The sequence below is a fragment of the Photobacterium carnosum genome, assembly GCF_021236965.1.
GTDB lineage: Bacteria > Pseudomonadota > Gammaproteobacteria > Enterobacterales > Vibrionaceae > Photobacterium > Photobacterium carnosum.
In genome coordinates this window covers 1-16,373 of record NZ_WMDN01000029.1, presented here as the reverse complement: position 1 = coordinate 16,373, position 16,373 = coordinate 1, and the positions used below count along the sequence as shown (strand labels likewise).

Below are 16,373 nucleotides of genomic sequence, written 5' to 3'. Positions count from 1 at the left end.
AAAATGGGGTGGCTAACGAGGCTCGAACTCGCGACAACCGGAATCACAATCCGGGACTCTACCAACTGAGCTATAGCCACCATTGTTAGTGGTCGGTGAAGAGGGATTCGAACCCCCGACCCTCTGGTCCCAAACCAGATGCGCTACCAAACTGCGCTATTCACCGACTAAATCGTTACTAAGAAAACAAACCATCTGGTCCGCTAATCCTAGAAGCCTGAGATACGCTATAAAACTACGTTATCACTGACTAAATTCTGTGTGCTTGTAAAACAAGCGGGCTTTTAAAAGCCAACATGCTGACTGGGAGATCAACATCTTATAATATGGGGTGGCTAACGAGGCTCGAACTCGCGACAACCGGAATCACAATCCGGGACTCTACCAACTGAGCTATAGCCACCAATGTTTTTTACCTTTGCCAATACGACCGGATGATGGTGCGCCCGAAAGGATTCGAACCTTCGGCCTTTGGCTCCGGAGGCCAACGCTCTATCCAGCTGAGCTACGGGCGCCTTGCCCTATCGACGAGGTGAATATTACGGATCAGAACGCGACTCGGCAAGTGTTTTTTTTTGTTTTTATTCCGCTCGCTGATTTTATCAGCAAATCGATGTTGATTCGTATCATACACAGCACAACATCAGTCTTGAACATTCATCATTATTGCTATACTTACCAAATTGCAACATCTGCTATACGTGTAAATCAGCATACTCTTAAGCAGTATTTTATTACTTTTCCTTAATAACTGGATGTATAAAGGTGCCAAAAATGGATTTATCTTTACGACCATGGCTTATCGCTATTTGTACCAGTCTTTGTTTCTCGACCACGACGATAGCAGCTGACATGTCAGCCACTGCGATCAATGATCGAATAAAACCCATAGGAAATATACATATTGAAGGGACGACACCGCCAATCGCTGCTGTAGTAACGTCTTCGCGAACAGGCCAAGTCATTTATGACCAATATTGTGCTTCTTGTCATAACAATGGCTTGATGGGAGCACCAAAAAAAGGTGACGCAGATGATTGGGCCACTCGTATGAGCCAAGGTGATGCAGTTCTAGCTAAACACGCCATTGAAGGTTTTAATGCTATGCCCGCAAAAGGAACTTGTATGGACTGCAGTGATGATGAAATTGTGGCCACCATTAATTACATGATTAAACCAAACTAAAATAATTTTTACTCGTTACATTTAATTTATTGACTGTATTTAGTATCAGTAAGGGGGATCTCTCCCCCTTACTTATGATAGATCTTTCGCTAGCCGTTATTTTTTAAACAAATTACGAATATTAGCAATATGGGCTTGCCCCTTATGCATTCGCTCTTCTGCCGTCACAGGCTTACGTTCACTTTCCCAGTCGAGATCATCTTGCGGTAATTCATACAAGAAACGACTAGGCTCTGGTTTGAGCAACTCACCATATTGGCGACGCTCTTTACATAACGTGAACGTCAGCTCTCGTTGCGCGCGGGTGATCCCCACATAAGCAAGACGGCGTTCTTCATCGACATTATCTTCATCAATACTAGTTTGATGTGGCAAGATACCCTCTTCAGCCCCAACCAAGAACACATAAGGAAATTCCAATCCTTTAGATGCGTGTAAAGTCATTAACTGCACTTGATCAGCATCACTATCATCTTCCCCGCGCTCCATGATGTCGCGTAGGGTTAATCGTTGGACTACTTCTTTCAGCGTTTTAACTTCATTATCGTAGTTATCACCTTCTAAATCAGCGGTGATCCAACTGTATAGATCTGAGACGTTTTTCATTCTCATTTCAGCAGCCTTAGGACTGGCAGACGTTTCGTAAAGCCAATCGTCATAATGAATATCACGCACTAATTGGCGCACTGCCGCAACCGTATCACCACGTTCAGCGTTATCAGTTAGCTGATTGATCCAGTGAGTAAATCGCTGCAATGATTCTAAGCCTCGCCCTGAAAGATGGTGCTCAAGCCCCATTTCAAAACTGGCAGCAAACAAGCTCTTTCCTCGCATATTGGCATATGTTCCCAACTTTTCGAGGGTAACTGGACCAATCTCACGTCGGGGTGTATTCACTATACGTAAAAAAGCATTATCGTCATCAGGGTTGGTCAATAGCCGTAAATAAGCCATCATATCCTTAATTTCAGCCCGAGAAAAAAATGATGTTCCACCTGAAATATTATATGGGATCCGATTTTGTATTAATGATTTTTCAAATAGTCGTGACTGATGATTACCTCGATATAAAATTGCATAATCTTTATAAGCAGTATTATTCATAAAGCGATGCGCAATTAATTCGCCAACCACTTTTTCAGCTTCATGATCTTCATTTTTTGCGGTTAACACTTTAACCATTGCGCCGTCAGGAATGGCAGAAAAAAGTTCTTTTTCAAACAAGTGCGGATTGTTAGCAATAAGAATATTTGCCGTTCGCAAAATACGACTAGTCGAACGATAATTTTGTTCAAGCTTAACCACTTTAAGATTCGGAAAATCTTTATTAAGTAAGGCTAAATTTTCTGGCTGAGCACCACGCCATGAATAAACAGACTGATCATCATCGCCAACTACGGTAAATCGTGCTCGTTCACCAACCAACAATTTCACAAACAGATATTGGCTAGTATTGGTATCTTGATATTCATCCACCAGCAAATAACGAATTCGATTTCGCCACCGTTGGCGTACGTCTTGATTGTCACGTAGCAACAATACTGGCATTAAAATCAAATCATCAAAATCAAGTGCGTTATAAGCTTTCATTTGACGCTGATACATTTCATAGCAATGGGCAAACAATTGATCACGCTCAGTTTGCGCTCGACCTGCCGCATCAATCGGCGACAACATGTCATTTTTCCAGTTAGAAATTGTTGACTGTAATTGCTTTAATAAATCCTTATCACCATCGAGTTCTTCTTCCGTCAACTCTTTCAATAGCGCCATCTGATCTTGATCGTCAAACAATGAAAAATTAGCTTTTAAGCCTAAATATTTACATTCTCGACGCACAATATTAAGCCCCAAGGTATGGAAAGTTGACACCATCAACCCTTTAGACTCTTGACGACCTAATGTTTGACCAACACGCTCCTTCATTTCACGCGCAGCTTTATTGGTGAAAGTTAAAGCAGCGATATTACGTGCTTTATAGTCACACTTCTGAACTAAGTAAGCGATTTTATTAGTTATAACACGTGTTTTACCTGAGCCGGCTCCTGCCAAGACTAAGCACGGCCCAGAAACGTATTTAACTGCTTCTGTTTGCCTTGGGTTCAGTTTCATTAGTTATCCTGACGTCATTAAAAATTGGGCGCATGTTAACGCGCTTTAATTACAAGTCTATTCACTTAACGTGCAATGACACTTTATCACTTATTAACATTTTGTTTTAATTTCATCATTTAAATCAACTTAACACTAGATTTTAGTTAAATATATTAAATAAGGTCTAAAATTAATCAGAGCAAATCGAACTGAATTCTAAATAAGCTTAAATGTTGATTACAAAACAGCAAATAAACGTTACATTGCTGTTAAATAAGAAAATAATATTTAACAGTAATTATATTGCTTAAATCTAGGAGATTTCATGCGGAAAATCGCAGCTATTGCTACTATTATCAGCTTAACACTAGGGATATCAGCTTGTGACCAAAACACATCCAAAGACCAATCTCAGCAAGCTACAAAAAGTGTACCTGTAGACACACTTATCGTCAGTTCTCATCCACAAGCCATCCATGTAGAACTCCCTGGTCGTAGTAAAGCCTACCTTGAAGCAGAGGTTCGTCCTCAAGTATCAGGCATCATCACTGAACGTAGTTTCAAAGAAGGCAGTAGTGTAAGCAAAGGGCAATCATTGTATAGCATTGATTCAGCAACTTATAACGCCGCATACCTCAGTGCAAAAGCGGGTTTAGCCCAAGCTCAAGCCAACCTAGATTCTGCCAAAGCACTTGCTAAACGTAGCCAAACCTTGGTTAATCGCGGCGCTATCAGTAAACAAACCTATGATGATAACAAAGCAAAATATAAAGTTGCTCTTGCTGGCATTGATGTTGCAAAAGCGAGTGTTAATAAAGCCAAGATAGATCTCAATTATACCAAAGTTAAAGCCCCAATAGCGGGTCGTATTGGTCAATCATCCGTAACACCAGGTGCATTAGTCAGTGCGGGTCAACCGCTAGTATTAGCCACTATTCAGCAATTGGATCCGATTAATATTGATATCGCGCAATCAAGCACCCAATTACTACGTTTAAGATCAGCCCTTAAACAAGGTCAACTTCAAGCTAGCGATAATGCTGATGTTGAACTCATTCTTGAAGATGGCAGTGTTTATTCTCATCACGGAACACTACAGTTTGCTGAAGTAAATGTTGATCCAAATACAGGGTCCGTTACTTTACGTGCCGAATTCCCAAACCCTAATGGTGTTTTACTACCTGGAATGTATGTTCGCGCAGTACTGAATACGGGAACCGATCCAAAAGCGATCATGATCCCGCAAAAAGCCATTACTCGCAACAGTAAAGGCCAAGCCATTGCGATGGTTGTAGGCGCTGAAAATAAAGTGGAATCACGTACAGTGACCACAGCAGAAACAATTGATAATCAATGGCGAATCACTAGCGGACTTAAAGACGGCGATCAAGTAATTGTTGATGGCTTACAAAAAATCCGTCCAGGCGTTGTGGTTGAACCAACCCCAATAACTGCCACTCAATCGCAATAATAGGGAATAAATTATGGCTCGCTTCTTTATTGATCGCCCTATTTTTGCTTGGGTGATTGCCATTATTGTTATGTTAGCTGGTATCTTATCCATTCTAAAACTACCAGTTTCGCAATACCCTAGCATAGCACCACCAACCGTTGTCATTAGCGCTAACTACCCAGGTGCTAATGCTAAAACAATGGAAGATACGGTTACACAGGTTATCGAGCAACGCATGACGGGTATCGATAATTTACGTTACTTATCATCAACCAGTGATAGCTTTGGTAATGCCCAAATTACCCTAACCTTTAATGCCGAGGCTGATCCTGATATTGCTCAAGTACAAGTTCAGAACAAACTTCAATCAGCGCTGCCATTACTACCAATGGAAGTGCAGCAACAAGGTGTTAAAGTTAATAAATCTAGCTCAAGCTTCTTAATGGTGGTCGGATTCTATTCCGAAGATGGCTCAATGGATAAAAATGACATTTCGGACTACATCAGTTCCAATGTATCAGATCCAATGAGTCGAGTTGCTGGTGTAGGTGAAATCCAAGCTTTTGGTGCTCAATATGCGATGCGTATTTGGCTAGATCCTCTCAAGCTAACAAAATATAACCTAACAAGTATTGATGTCATTGCCGCAATCAAAGAACAAAATGCGCAGGTGTCTGCTGGTCAACTTGGTGCATCGCCATCACTACCAGGCCAAGAGCTTAACGCAACCGTATCAGCCCAAAGTCGTTTAAAAACCCCTGAACAATTTAAGAACATTATTGTTAAGTCGGATTCTTCTGGAGCAAAAGTCCATTTAAGTGATGTTGCACGGGTTGAATTGGGTGCTGAAGATTACTCAGTACAAGTATTTTATAACGGTAAACAAGCCAGTGGTTTAGGTATAAAGCTAGCAACAGGTGCAAACGCTCTTGCAACAGCAGAAGCGGTTAAAGCTAAAATTGAAGAATTAAAGCCATTCTTCCCTGAAGGCTTAACAGCAGTTTACCCCTACGATACTACACCGTTTGTTGAAAAATCGATTGAAGGTGTTGTACATACTCTATTTGAAGCGGTCGCATTGGTGTTTATCATCATGTACCTCTTCTTACAAAACTTTAGAGCAACTTTAATTCCAACCATCGCTGTACCAGTAGTATTACTTGGTACCTTTGCGGTGCTGTCATTAGCCGGTTTTTCCATTAACACCCTTACTATGTTCGCCATGGTACTTGCTATCGGCTTGCTGGTTGATGACGCGATAGTGGTGGTGGAAAACGTCGAACGAGTCATGCATGAAGAAGGCTTAAGTGCCGTTGAAGCAACCCGAAAATCGATGGATCAAATTACTGGCGCTCTGGTTGGTATTGCATTAACCCTTTCAGCTGTATTTGTACCAATGGCATTTATGTCAGGTTCTACGGGTGTTATTTATCGTCAATTCTCGATAACCATTGTAACCGCAATGACATTATCCGTATTGGTGGCAATGATCCTCACCCCTGCGCTATGTGCCACCATGCTTAAACCTGTTGAGCATGGCAGTAATGAAAAAGGCTTCTTTGGTTGGTTTAACCGCACCTTTGATAAGTTAACGAGCCGCTATGAATCTAGCGTTGCGGCAATGATCAAACGTTCAATTCGTGTAATGCTAATCTTTCTTGGTTTAACCGTTGCTGTTGGCTGGATATTCATGCGGATGCCAACCTCTTTCTTACCCGATGAAGATCAGGGTATCTTATTCAGTCAGGCAATATTGCCCGTCAACTCAACCCAAGAACAAACCCAAGAAGTAATGGATAAAGTATCTGATTACTATTTAACCCAAGAAGCTGACAGCGTCGCAAGCGTATTTAGTGTCTCTGGCTTTAGCTTTGCGGGTAGTGGTCAAAATATGGGTATGGCGTTTGTGGGCTTGAAAGATTGGTCCGATCGTCAACTGCCTGGCATGGATGTTAATTCAATCGTTAACCGATCCATGGGCTATTTCCAAAAAATTAAAAATGCGATGGTATTCTCGTTTGCACCGCCAGCCGTTATCGAATTGGGTACCGCAAGTGGTTTTGATTTCTACCTTCAAGATCGAAGTGGCCAAGGACATGACAAACTGATTGCCGCTCGAAACCAATTACTTAAATTAGCATCTGAAAACCCTAACTTAGTCGGTGTTCGCCCGAATGGTCAAGAAGATGCACCGATGTACCAAATCAACATCGACCAATCAAAAATTCGGGCTTTAGGAATTAATATTCAATCAGTAAACCAAGTTTTAGGTACTGCTTGGGGCAGCTCATACGTCAATGACTTCATTGACCGTGGGCGAGTGAAAAAAGTTTTCGTTCAAGGTGATGCACAATACCGTATGAAACCAGGGGATCTTAATACTTGGTATGTTCGTAATAACCAAGGTGAAATGGTGCCATTCTCAGCTTTTGCTACTGGAGAATGGCAATATGCCTCGCCGCGTCTAGAACGTTTTAACGCTACACCTGCCGTTAATATTCAAGGCAGTGTTGTTACCGGTTATAGTACAGGCCAGGCAATGCTCGATATTGAAGCAATGGTGAAAAAATTACCACCAGGCTTTGGCGTTGAGTGGAATGGTTTATCGTATGAAGAACGACTATCAGGCAACCAAGCCCCCATGCTTTATGCACTATCTATCTTGGTGGTGTTCTTAGTTCTTGCCGCACTTTATGAAAGTTGGTCAGTACCTTTTGCGGTGGTATTAGTAGTACCACTCGGTATTATCGGTGCTCTACTGGCCATGAATGCTCGTGGTCTGCCTAACGATGTATTCTTCCAAGTTGGCCTCTTAACGACGGTAGGTCTAGCCACCAAAAATGCCATCCTGATCGTGGAATTTGCCAAAGAATACTACGAAAAAGGGGCTGGATTAGTAGAAGCAACATTGCACGCTGTTCGTGTTCGTCTACGTCCAATTATAATGACATCACTGGCCTTTGGTCTTGGTGTTGTCCCATTAGCAATCAGTACGGGTGTTGGTTCTGGTGGTAAAAATGCCATTGGTACCGCAGTACTTGGCGGTATGTTAAGTTCGACATTCTTAGGTATTTTCTTTATTCCAATTTTCTTTGTGGTAGTAGAGCGTATCTTTAGTCGCGGTAAAGAAAAATCGGCAACCAAGAACACACCACCAACACAGCAATAATAACGGCTTAAACCGTCATTAATATAAAAGCCCATATCAAGACTGATATGGGCTTTTTTTGTTTTTTATCACTACGTCTCTCCACATCCCACTCAATAAGCATAACCGCAAACACCTAGTCATTATAATTAATGATATAAATACGTAAATAAGGCTTGCGAATCAATAATCAAATCCTACAATAGCGCTGAATGAACATTCATTCATACCACTCCTATTAAATATAAACAGCCATGACTGATAAAAAAGAGCGAATATTAACTGCAACCGAAAAACTATTAGCCACCTATGGCTTTCATGGATTATCCATGCAAATGGTCGCCAAAGAAGCTCAAGTTGCAACAGGCACAATTTATCGCTATTTCAACGATAAAGATGATTTACTGTATCAACTCCATGAACATATTTTAGGTTATATCGCGAAAAAAATTAGTCATAATATTAACGATAGCATGTCGATAAAACAGCGCTACCGTATTATGTGGCTAAACCTATGGCATATGTCTATTAATGGTGAGGCTCCATTAATTAATCAAGGACAATTTCAACACTTGCCTCGCAACAATTCTTTTGAAAAGAAAGCATTAAATAAACAACTCTTTAGCTGCGTCAATCAAATGTTTGACGAAGGTAAAGCCTGTCATTTATTTAAACCGCTTAATAATGAGATTTTAAGTACACTGAGCTTAGAAACGAGTTGCTATTTAGCTCGTCGAAAAATCAATGGTAGATTAGAGATCACTGATAGCGAGCTTGATGCAGCTATCAATGCTTCTTGGGATGCCATTATTCAACATTAATATTGTAATTTCGGAGCGTACCTTACAATGAAAAAATGGATCGTGATGTTACTTCTTGCTCTTCTGCTATTTGGAAGCGTAATTGGTTTCAATCTTTTTAAAGAACATAAAATAGCCGAATATATGGCAAATATGCCGGAAGCTAATTATCCGGTAACCGCAACCACGACTAAAGCAGAAAACTGGTACCCAGCACTGCAAGCGATTGGTTTCATTGAGCCAATGCAAGGTGTTACCTTAACATCAGAAGCGGCAGGCGTGATCAGTGATATTAATTTCGAATCAGGTCAAAAGGTAAAAACTGGCCAGCTTCTGGTTTCTATTAATTCCAATGTTGAGCAATCTAGCTTACAAAGTACCGAAGCAAAACTGCCATCAGTACAAGCATCTTACCAACGTTATAAAGATCTTTATCGTAAAGGCTCAGTATCAAAATCTAGTCTTGATGAAGCAAAAGCAAACTACCTAGCACTAGTTGCTCAAATCAAATCATTAAAAGAATCTATTCAACGTCGTAATATAAGCGCACCTTTTGCGGGTGAAATTGGTCTACGTAATGTTTATTTAGGTCAATATATTCAACCTGGTACCAAAATTATTCGTTTAGAAGACACGACAACGATGCGTTTCCGTTTTACCGTACCACAAACAGATATATCTAAAATCAAAATAGGCCAAGCTGTTGATATCAATATCGATGCTTACAAAAACACTGATTTTAAAGGCCAAATTACAGCGATTGAACCCGCGGTTAACGCCCAAACAGGTTTGATTCAAGTACAAGCTGACATTCCTAACAGCGGTGGCATGTTACGTAGTGGTATGTTTGCCCGTGCGCGTGTGGTTCAACCAACCATTACCGATCAAATCGTAGTGCCTCAAACAGCGATTACTTACACTCTTTACGGCGACACAGTGTATGTATTACGTACTATTGATGGCAAATTACGTGCAATACAAACAGTGGTAACAACAGGTTTAAATAAAGGTAATAAAGTGCGAGTTCTTTCAGGTTTAAAAGCTGGAGAGCAGATCGTAACTAGCGGTCAAATTCGTCTTAGCAACAAGTCATTAGTGCATGTCGTTAAAAATGACGCACTGAAGGCTCCTGCTGAAATCCCATTGCTGTAACTGGAGAACGCTCAGGATGCGCTTTACTGATATATTCATCAGACGCCCGGTATTAGCAATTTCGATCAGTTTAATGATCGCATTGCTTGGCCTTCAGGCGATTTTTAAAATGCAGGTTCGTCAATATCCGGACATGACTAATACCGTAGTAACCATAAGTACGGCTTACTACGGCGCCAGTGCTGATCTTATTCAAGGATTTATCACTCAACCACTAGAACAAGCAATTGCTCAAGCCGATAATATCGACTACATCACTGCCAAAAGCATAATGGGAATGTCGAGCATTACCGTACAAATGAAATTAAACACCAACCCGAATGCAGCCTTGGCGGATATTCTTGCCAAAGTTAACTCGGTGCGGGCTCAGTTACCCAAAGAGACTCAAGATCCAACCATTTCACTTTCTACTGGTGGTGGTACTGGTGTGCTCTACCTTGGTTTCACCAGTAAAACATTAAGCTCAAGTCAAATTACTGACTACATCGAACGTGTAGTAAAACCGCAATTATTTACGGTTGGTGGTGTGGCAAAAGTAGATATGTACGGTGGTGTACCGTTTGCATTACGTGTTTGGCTTGATCCACAAAAAATGGCAGCATTTAACTTATCTGCTAGTGACGTGACTCAAGTACTACAAGCAAACAACTACCAATCTGCTGTTGGTCAAGCTAATAATGATTTCGTGTTGTACAACGGTAGTGCCAACACACAATCAAATAGCCCAGCATCACTAGAGAAACTAGTTGTATCAAGTAATAACGGTCAAGTGATCCGTTTAGGTGATATTGCTAAAGTAACATTATCACGTAGCAGTGATAGCTACCGTGCAACGGCAAATGGTCAAGAAGCCGTCGTCGGTGCGATTGAAGCGGCACCAAGTGCCAACCCAATCAACATTGCTAAAGACGTTCGTGAATTATTACCAACCATTGAACGTAACATGCCAAGCACCATCAAAATGACAATCATGTATGACTCAACGATTGCGATTAATGACTCTATTCATGAAGTTATTAAAACCATTCTAGAAGCTGCATTGATCGTATTAGTGGTTATTGCACTATTTATCGGTTCACTACGCTCAGTTATCATTCCAATTATTACCATTCCACTATCATTGGTTGGTGTGGCATTAGTAATGCAGTTATTCGGTTTCTCATGGAACCTAATGACATTGCTGGCTTTAGTGCTTGCAATCGGCTTGGTAGTTGATGATGCGATTGTAGTATTAGAAAACGTTGAACGGCACATCAAGCTCGGACAAACGCCATTTAGAGCTGCCATTCTTGGTACTCGTGAAATCGCTATTCCCGTGATTTCAATGACTATTGCTTTAGGTGCGGTATACGCGCCAATTGCATTAATGGGTGGTTTAACAGGTTCATTATTTAAAGAATTTGCGCTAACCCTTGCAGGTGCGGTATTTATTTCAGGAATTATTGCCTTAACATTATCACCGGTAATGTGTGCAACTTTCCTGAAAGAAAATGAAAAGCCGAATAAATTTGAACTAATAGTACACGGTTTTCTTGACCGACTAACGTTACGTTATGAAAAAATGCTTAATGGCATCATGCACATGCGTTTAGTTGTTATCGTGTTTGCTCTCTGTGCTTGTGCAAGCTTGCCGTTATTATTCAAATTTATTCCAAGTGAATTAGCACCTGCTGAAGATAATGGTGTGGTGGTATTTATGGGTACAGCGCCTGCAAACGCCAACCTTGATTTCATTCAAGACACCATGGATCAAGTTAATAAAGTATTAACCTCAGAAAAAAATGTTGAATATGCACAGATCTTCTCAGGTATTCCATCGGCTAACCAAGCATTTGGTCTAGCTACATTAAAACCATGGAGCCAACGCGATCAAAGCCAAACTGAAGTCGCGAATGACGTAACTGAAAAAATCAAAAATATTCCACAAATGGCGGTTACTGCCTTCCAAATGCCAAGCCTTCCAGGTGCTGGTTCTGGTTTGCCAGTGCAGTTTGTTATCACTACACCTAACAACTTTAAGAGCCTCTTCCAAGTGGCTGCTGAAATGTTGACTAAAGTGAAAGATAACCCAATGTTCGTCTACTCAGATTTAGACTTGAAGTATGATTCTGCGACCATGAACATTGATATCGATAAAGATAAAGCCGGTGCTTATGGTGTCACCATGCAAGCTATTGGTAATACTCTAAGTACAATGTTAGCCGGTGGCGATATTAACCGCGTTGATATTTTGGGTCGTTCTTACAAAGTGATTCCACAAGTTGAGCGTAAAGATCGTTTTAATCCTCAAGATTTAAACAATTATTATGTCAAAACAAAGAGCGGAGATTTGATTCCACTAGGTAGTCTAGTAACGATCAGAGTAACCCCAGCGCCACCAACCTTACCAAGCTTTAACCAACAAAATGCGGCAACCATCGGTGCAGTATTAGCCCCAGGCACCTCAATTGGTGAAGCTGTAAATTGGTTAAATACTGAATCAGCTAAAGTATTACCGAAAGGTTACGGTCATGACTACTTAGGTGAAAGCCGTCAGTATGTGACTGAAGGTAATGCGCTATACGCTACATTTGGTCTAGCACTAGCAATTATTTTCTTAGTGCTTGCGATTCAATTTGAATCATTACGTGATCCACTCGTTATCCTTGTTTCAGTACCACTCGCTATCTGTGGTGCACTGATTGCCCTCGCGTGGGGTGCAACAACACTGAACATCTACTCGCAGATAGGTTTGATAACCCTCATAGGCTTGATAACCAAACACGGTATATTGATTTGTGAAGTTGCCAAAGAAGAACAGCTCTACCACGGCAAAAACCGTATGGATGCTGTGATGGAAGCCGCGAAGATCCGTCTTCGCCCAATCCTAATGACAACATGTGCAATGATTGCAGGTCTAGTACCACTGTTGTACGCATCAGGTGCAGGCGCAGCATCACGTTTCAGTATTGGTATTGTTATCGTTGCTGGTTTATCTATCGGTACACTATTTACCTTGTTCGTATTACCCGTTATTTATACGTTCTTGGCAAGTGAACATAAACCACTACCTGTATTTGTTGAAGATGACGATGGTTTAGATAACCACTTCTAATTTATCAAAACAAAAAAGGGCGCTGAGTCATCAGCGCCCTTTTCTTTTTATCTCACCGACAATTACAATAGTTAATAACGATTTTCGCAACGGAGTAAACGGATCATGTTCGATTCAAAAAAACTTGAGCAAATAGCTAAACAAATTCAAGACGCAATGCCTAAACCAGTTAAAGATCTAGGTAATGATGTTGAACAAAAAGTACGTCAGGTGATCCAATCACAATTAGGTAAGCTTGATATTGTCACTCGTGAAGAGTTTGACGTCCAAACGCAAGTGCTATTGCGCACTCGTCAAAAATTGACCGAGCTTGAGCAAAAAATGGCAGCATTTGAAGCTAAATTAAATGCTGAAGACAACAGCACCAACGCTTAATCAATGATAACAACACCCATTAAAAAGCCCAGTTCTCATCAAACTGGGCTTTATTTTTAATTATAGTTGAAACTAAATATTAACCACCAACAGCAATATGCTTCATGTCTTTCATATAACCACGTAGTTGCTTACCAATCACTTCAACTGGGTGATTACGTAATGCTTCATTTACTTCAATCAACTTTTGATTATCAACAAAGTTAGTTGTTGTCGCCAAACCTTTACCAATCACATCCGTAGTGACCGTAGCCATAAAATGATCACGCAATAACGGTGTTGCCACATTAGCAAATAAATAGTTACCGTACTCAGCAGTATCAGAGATAACCACATTCATCTCGTACAAACGTTTACGCGCGACCGTATTAGCAATCAGCGGTAACTCATGCAATGACTCATAATAAGCTGACTCATCAATAATACCTGACGCCGTCATCGCCTCAAAGGCTAGCTCAACCCCTGCACGTACCATCGCGACCATCAAAATACCGTTATCAAAGTATTCTTGCTCTGAAATTTGAAGATCTGATGCAGGATAGTTTTCAAATTGTGTTTCAGCCGTTTCACCACGCCAACCTAATAATTCAGCATCATCGTTAGCCCAGTCAGTCATCATGGTACTTGAGAAATGACCTGAAATAATATCATCCATATGTTTGTTATATAACGGACGCATCAACGCTTTTAGTTGCTCAGATAAATCAAATGCTTGGACTTTGGCTGGATTTGAAAGGCGATCCATCATATGTGTCACACCACCAAACTTCAGTGCTTCAGTGATCGTCTCCCAACCAAATTGCAGTAATTTACCTGCATATTCCGGCGCAATACCATCAGCCAGCATTTTCTCATAACAAACAATAGAACCCGCTTGAAGCATGCCACAAAGAATAGTTTGCTCTCCCATCAAATCCGACTTCACTTCAGCCACAAACGATGACTCAAGCACACCCGCGCGATGCCCTCCCGTTGCCGCAGCCCATGCTTTAGCAATTTCAAGACCATCAGCTTGAGGATCATTTTCAGGATGAACAGCAATCAAGGTTGGCACACCAAAACCGCGTTTATATTCTTCACGCACTTCCGTACCCGGACACTTAGGCGCTACCATTACCACCGTTAAGTCTTTACGGATTTGCATCCCTTCTTCAACAATATTAAAACCGTGAGAATAACCTAATGCAGCACCTTGCTTCATCAGTGGCATCACCGTTGCAACCACATTGGTATGTTGCTTATCCGGCGTAAGGTTTACCACTAAATCTGCATGTGGAATCAGTTGTTCATAACTACCAACGTCAAAACCATTATCACGTGCATTTTTAAAGGATGGACGTTGCTCATCAATCGCAGCTTGGCGTAGGGCATAAGACACATCCAATCCAGAGTCACGCATGTTAAGACCTTGGTTTAAGCCTTGCGCACCACATCCGACAATAACCACCTTTTTACCTTTGAGGTAATCAGCTTCAGTTGCAAACTCTGCACGATCCATAAAACGACAACGACCCAGTTGATCCAACTGCTGGCGCAAATTTAAGGTATTGAAATAATTAGCCATAACAACAAACTCCGTGAAATATATTTATCCTTGGTTCGATATTTATTTATCGAATAGATTGATAGTAGAACAGGAAAGTTGTTGCTCAAAGTGATATATTCACAACAATTAATTGCAAATTATGCAACATAAGCCTATGAACATTAAAAACCTACAACTTTTTATTCACTTAAGTGATTCGCTGAGTTTTCATCAAACAGCACAGGCAATGCATATTAGTCCATCAGCGCTGAGTCGTGTTATTCAACGGCTAGAGCAAGAGTTAGGGCAAAGCTTATTTCGTCGAGATAATCGCAGTGTTGAACTTACGATAGCTGGAAAAAAACTGATCCCAGTCGCCACAACTATCATTTCTAATTGGCTTTCACTAAAAATAGGATTAAACAGTGATAGCTCATTATTACAGGGAAAGCTGAAAATATTTTGTTCTGTAACGGCTAGTTATAGTCATTTACCCTCAATACTAACGGCTTTTCGACATCGCTATCCGCAAATAGAAATTCAATTATTAACGGGGGACTCCGCATTAGCTATTGATAAAGTACTTAATGGCGAAGTTGATGTTGCCATTACAGCAAAGCCCGAACATCTCTCAAATAAGCTGACTTATATTGAATTAGACCATATCCCAATGTCAGTGATCTCGCCGGCTATTTCTCCTCCAGCGATTCAACAATTATTAAATGATGGTCCTAACTGGCAAGCATTACCTTTTATTGTTGCAGAATCGGGTCCTGCAAGATCACGAGCGAATACTTGGTTCAAAGACAAAAAGATCACGCCACCAATTTACGCGCAGATTTCTGGCCATGAAGCCATTGTGAGCCTGGTAGCATTAGGCTGTGGTATTGGAATTGCACCAGATATTGTGATTAATAACAGCCCAATGAGTAATAAAGTGCAGCGCTTCCCCGCTGAGTTTATTGCGCCATTAAGCTTAGGACTATGTTGTAAACAATCACGCCATCAAGAAAGTGTATTAAAGGCGTTACTGCAATTATTTTAATCTCTTTATATTAATACCTACCATTCTGTCAGCTTAAGCAATACTTAAATTATACAGACGTAAAAAGCCCCGACATTGCTATCGAGGCCATCTTGAAGATGGCAGGAGTTACGAAGTTCGAACCCCCAACACCCGCTGATTTTCGGTATAGCGGAATCCGCTGCTCTGCCAGTAAGAACTATATTCATAAATTATATATGAGCCTTCTTTAAGATGGCAAGAGTTACGATACTCGAACTCCCAACACGCGATTATTTTCGGAATGGCGAATCCGCTGCTCTGCCAATTAACGCTACAAGCATAAATTACAGATAACAAAAAGGCTCATATCTTTCGATATGAACCGTCTTTAAGATGGCAGGAGTTACGATACTCGAACGCCCAACACGCGCTAATTTTCGGTATGGAGAATCCGCTGCTCTGCCAATTAACGCTACACCGCTCGATCATAATAATACAGACGTAAAAAAGCCCCGATATTACTATCGAGGCTTTCTTGAAG

The 16,373-nt window shown here is 41.0% G+C and carries 10 protein-coding genes and 4 tRNA genes; 8 read left to right on the top strand and 6 right to left on the bottom strand.

Annotation, left to right across the window (positions count from 1 at the left end; genetic code table 11):
* Positions 1-4: 4 nt before the first annotated feature.
* From GLP24_RS17940 to GLP24_RS17925, 4 genes are all read right to left on the bottom strand, one after another.
* Positions 5-80, bottom strand: a tRNA-His gene (locus GLP24_RS17940).
* A 9-nt stretch (positions 81-89) separates the two neighbouring features.
* A tRNA-Pro gene (locus GLP24_RS17935) sits at positions 90-166 on the bottom strand.
* Positions 167-327: 161 nt separating this feature from the next.
* Positions 328-403 (bottom strand) — tRNA-His (locus GLP24_RS17930).
* 35 nt (positions 404-438) lie between these two features.
* Positions 439-515 (bottom strand) — tRNA-Arg (locus GLP24_RS17925).
* A 259-nt stretch (positions 516-774) separates the two neighbouring features.
* On the opposite strand from GLP24_RS17925, the gene GLP24_RS17920 reads away from it, so the two are divergent.
* Positions 775-1,185: a c-type cytochrome gene (locus GLP24_RS17920; RefSeq protein WP_232613628.1), complete on the top strand. Its 411-nt coding sequence runs from the start codon at positions 775-777 to the stop codon at positions 1,183-1,185.
* Between the two features lie 96 nt (positions 1,186-1,281).
* Here GLP24_RS17920 and rep read toward each other — a convergent pair whose 3' ends face one another.
* Entirely contained in the window at positions 1,282-3,297 is a 2,016-nt protein-coding gene (gene rep / locus GLP24_RS17915) for a DNA helicase Rep (RefSeq protein ID WP_101770198.1), read from the bottom strand.
* Between the two features lie 307 nt (positions 3,298-3,604).
* Between rep and GLP24_RS17910 the strand changes: the two genes are divergently transcribed.
* The 6 genes from GLP24_RS17910 (at position 3,605) to ubiK (ending at position 13,301) form a co-directional block, all read left to right on the top strand.
* Complete coding sequence (locus tag GLP24_RS17910) at positions 3,605-4,750, top strand: efflux RND transporter periplasmic adaptor subunit (RefSeq protein ID WP_221945278.1); 1,146 nt, start codon at positions 3,605-3,607, stop codon at positions 4,748-4,750.
* 13 nt (positions 4,751-4,763) lie between these two features.
* A complete protein-coding gene (locus GLP24_RS17905; protein WP_232578063.1) occupies positions 4,764-7,901 on the top strand; it encodes an efflux RND transporter permease subunit in 3,138 nt (1,045 codons plus the stop codon).
* 233 nt (positions 7,902-8,134) lie between these two features.
* Positions 8,135-8,701: a TetR/AcrR family transcriptional regulator gene (locus tag GLP24_RS17900; RefSeq protein WP_101770195.1), complete on the top strand. Its 567-nt coding sequence runs from the start codon at positions 8,135-8,137 to the stop codon at positions 8,699-8,701.
* Positions 8,702-8,728: 27 nt separating this feature from the next.
* On the top strand, positions 8,729-9,832 hold the full coding sequence (locus GLP24_RS17895; RefSeq protein ID WP_101770194.1) for an efflux RND transporter periplasmic adaptor subunit: 1,104 nt from the start codon (positions 8,729-8,731) through the stop codon (positions 9,830-9,832).
* Positions 9,833-9,848: 16 nt separating this feature from the next.
* The gene (locus tag GLP24_RS17890; protein WP_101770193.1) at positions 9,849-12,926 is read left to right on the top strand and encodes a multidrug efflux RND transporter permease subunit; all 3,078 of its coding nucleotides are present in this window, start codon (positions 9,849-9,851) and stop codon (positions 12,924-12,926) included.
* 105 nt (positions 12,927-13,031) lie between these two features.
* Positions 13,032-13,301, top strand: coding sequence for a ubiquinone biosynthesis accessory factor UbiK (gene ubiK, locus GLP24_RS17885; protein ID WP_101770192.1), 270 nt, complete (start codon positions 13,032-13,034; stop codon positions 13,299-13,301).
* A 79-nt stretch (positions 13,302-13,380) separates the two neighbouring features.
* On the opposite strand, the gene ilvC is transcribed toward ubiK, so the two are convergent.
* Entirely contained in the window at positions 13,381-14,865 is a 1,485-nt protein-coding gene (gene ilvC, locus GLP24_RS17880; protein WP_232616355.1) for a ketol-acid reductoisomerase, read from the bottom strand.
* A 136-nt stretch (positions 14,866-15,001) separates the two neighbouring features.
* On the opposite strand from ilvC, the gene ilvY reads away from it, so the two are divergent.
* Positions 15,002-15,871 carry an HTH-type transcriptional activator IlvY gene (gene ilvY, locus GLP24_RS17875; RefSeq protein WP_232616354.1) on the top strand — a complete coding sequence of 290 codons (870 nt, stop codon included), beginning with the start codon at positions 15,002-15,004 and terminating at the stop codon, positions 15,869-15,871.
* Positions 15,872-16,373: the final 502 nt, after the last annotated feature.

Bases quoted from the DNA above. Each gene is read 5' to 3' on its own strand.
- ilvC (WP_232616355.1), bottom strand. From the start codon at position 14,865: ATGGCTAATTATTTCAATACCTTAAATTTGCGCCAGCAGTTGGATCAA.
- GLP24_RS17910 (WP_221945278.1), top strand. From the start codon at position 3,605: ATGCGGAAAATCGCAGCTATTGCTACTATTATCAGCTTAACACTAGGG.
- rep (WP_101770198.1), bottom strand. From the start codon at position 3,297: ATGAAACTGAACCCAAGGCAAACAGAAGCAGTTAAATACGTTTCTGGG.
- GLP24_RS17905 (WP_232578063.1), top strand. From the start codon at position 4,764: ATGGCTCGCTTCTTTATTGATCGCCCTATTTTTGCTTGGGTGATTGCC.
- GLP24_RS17890 (WP_101770193.1), top strand. From the start codon at position 9,849: ATGCGCTTTACTGATATATTCATCAGACGCCCGGTATTAGCAATTTCG.
- ubiK (WP_101770192.1), top strand. From the start codon at position 13,032: ATGTTCGATTCAAAAAAACTTGAGCAAATAGCTAAACAAATTCAAGAC.
- GLP24_RS17900 (WP_101770195.1), top strand. From the start codon at position 8,135: ATGACTGATAAAAAAGAGCGAATATTAACTGCAACCGAAAAACTATTA.
- ilvY (WP_232616354.1), top strand. From the start codon at position 15,002: ATGAACATTAAAAACCTACAACTTTTTATTCACTTAAGTGATTCGCTG.
- GLP24_RS17920 (WP_232613628.1), top strand. From the start codon at position 775: ATGGATTTATCTTTACGACCATGGCTTATCGCTATTTGTACCAGTCTT.
- GLP24_RS17895 (WP_101770194.1), top strand. From the start codon at position 8,729: ATGAAAAAATGGATCGTGATGTTACTTCTTGCTCTTCTGCTATTTGGA.